The 2,477-nt window shown below is 32.1% G+C and carries 3 protein-coding genes; all 3 read right to left on the bottom strand.

The genetic code is table 11. From position 1 onward, the window contains the following. Positions 1-278: 278 nt before the first annotated feature. Positions 279-620, bottom strand: coding sequence for a hypothetical protein (locus ACF91D_RS29830; protein ID WP_392438335.1), 342 nt, complete (start codon positions 618-620; stop codon positions 279-281). An 81-nt stretch (positions 621-701) separates the two neighbouring features. Continuing rightward, positions 702-1,169 (bottom strand): hypothetical protein, encoded by a 468-nt coding sequence (locus ACF91D_RS29825; protein ID WP_392438334.1) that lies wholly within the window; start codon positions 1,167-1,169, stop codon positions 702-704. A 47-nt stretch (positions 1,170-1,216) separates the two neighbouring features. After that, a partial coding sequence (locus tag ACF91D_RS29820) for a hypothetical protein (protein WP_392438333.1) occupies positions 1,217-2,477 on the bottom strand: 1,261 nt, incomplete at its 5' end.

The raw sequence follows: 2,477 nt of genomic DNA, 5'->3' as shown, positions 1-2,477 counted from the left end.
TTCTTTTTCCGCTCTTATAACCATATATTTGTTGAACGTGTATACCCACCTCTTTTGATAATTCAACACCACTAAGTTTTTTACTGCGAAGCACAGTTTTGGCATGCTTGATAAGTTGTTTCTTATCGAAAATGTAATCGTTGTTTTTATAATTTTCCATACTTATATTATACCAAAAATAGGCGCTAAATGAAACTCGGCGTTTTATATAAAAATAAGATAAAAAGGGCGATTTGTCGCCCTTTTTTTAATTTTCCCATTTGACTTAGTTACAATTTTTAATCCATGTTTTTCTTCTTATGTTTTTTATATAATAAATATGAACCATAAGCTGGTACAGCAGAAAATGCCGCTAACATATTAACTTGATTATCAATATCTTCACCTGTGCCTGTTGCTAATGCTTTCATAATCGAATAGCCAAATCCCATAAGTATAGCTATAACAGCAAAAGCTGCTAACCATTTACCAGCTCTCGCAAATTTACCGGTGAAAGAAACTGCTATAGCGCCACATAATGTAATAACCATTCCTACTCCGCCTAAAACAGCTACAAATTTCAAACCTGAATTGACACTTTCATCATTTAACCAATCTAAGAAATCGTTAATTATATTCATCTTCTCATCCTCTCCAAATACTTAATGTTAATATAATGATATCACAACACATTCATATTATAAACTATTTATTTTGTAAATTTATTTATAACCTTTGAAGTATTTTATTAACTTTTGTATACCAGAAATTATACTGCCATCTTCTGGTTTTGAAGCTGCTTTAAAGTTCTCAGAATTCTTTCTATTCATACGCTTTGCAAAATATACTGTTTTACCAGTAATACTACCGTTAATATCATAAAACAACTGTTCTGAACCTTGGTAAAAAGCTTCATGCACTAAATAATCATCGTCCGATTGATAATTTTCACTTAATGACTCTTCATTTTCATATACATTTGTTAATGCTATTTTATATGTTTCTATATCAATATCTCCCTTATCATCTAGGAATCTTGATTCTTGCATTACATTTCTTGCAGCATTCGTTTCTAGGGCATACTCTAGGCCGTTTTCAACATTTGAAATCCTTTCTTGAAACTCATCTAAAGTTTTTGCTTCTGTTATAAACTTATAATCTTCTTCACTTAACTTTACTTCCTCTTTCATGCGACCACCCCTTTGTTAATGTAGAAGTATATCAATTAACTTCTACATTAACGTTTTCTATTTTTATTAAGCGATTCATTATATGTCCTTTTATCGCTCTTAGGTTTTACTCGTTTTTGATTTTTTATATGTCGTGTAGTATTCTTTTTTGTTGATTTTCTTACTTGCGCTCCCGACTGATTTGTTGTCTGTTTAGTTTTTTGATTTTGAGACTTCGGTTTATTTGAGCTTGTCGTTTTAGATTTTTGCTTTGTTTTAGCATTATCGCTACTAGATTTTGTATTGGCTGTATGTTTCTTTTGCGATCTATCTAGCTTGCGATTATATGAGTCATTATTATTTTTCTCTTGAGGCTTATTACTTCTATTAGACGCATTGTTTTTAGCAGCAGCTTTACTATTATTACTATTACTTTGTTGTTTACGTTGCTTATTCTCTTTGTATGAAGGACGCTGTCTTGAAGTTCTACGTGTAGCTCCATTAGTTTTGCTTTGCTTACTACCACTATTTGCAGTATTCACTTGTGTAGGTGTACTTGTAGAATCACCTTTTCTATTAGTTGTTTTACGCTGTTCATTTTGTCTACCAGGCTCATCATTAACTCTATTTTCACTTGCTACTTTATTTTTCACATCTTGACGTGGCTCGTTTATATCCTTATTACTATTTTGGGCGTTAGAAATAACATTATTATCTTTATTTCCATTATTACTATTACGTTTTCTTTCGTCATTAGCCATCGAGCCAATTGCTACTCCATTTTTAGCAACATCTGCAGTACCTTTGTCTACTCCTGCTACGCCTGCGGCAGCGTCTACAGCTAAATCTTGTCCTGTACCTTTAGCGTCTGATTTTGCTGCTTCTTTAGTAAAACTATCATCAGATTTATTTTCTTCTTCTAACTTTTTAGATGTTGGAACTGGGTTTTTAGCTGAAGCGTTACGTTCATCATACTGTCCTCTTCTAGCCAAATTGTTGTTGCTAACTTCTTTGTTATTGCCATTTTCATCTGATGCATTTAAATTCTTTTCATTATTCATAACTTGATTTATTTCATCTTCCGTATAACCAAGTTCTTTTAGTTCATTTCTCTTACTTTCATCATTTTTATAACCATTCCTCTGATTTTTTAAATCTCCGAAAGCTTTTTTACTACCATTGTCATAAGCATTATCTGAAGCTGTTCTATTTCCTGTATGAGCATTTTGAGCTGTTTCTTTTGCACTACTAAAAATACCATGTCTGCGTAAATTCTTTTCACTACTTCTACGTTTATTAGTTGCATATTTAGCCCCGATTGCTCCACCT

This window comes from Staphylococcus sp. 231237_7MaSpsaltlick (genome assembly GCF_043107035.1).
Note: the sequence above shows the minus strand (reverse complement) of the source record. Positions and strands in the feature narration are given on the sequence as shown.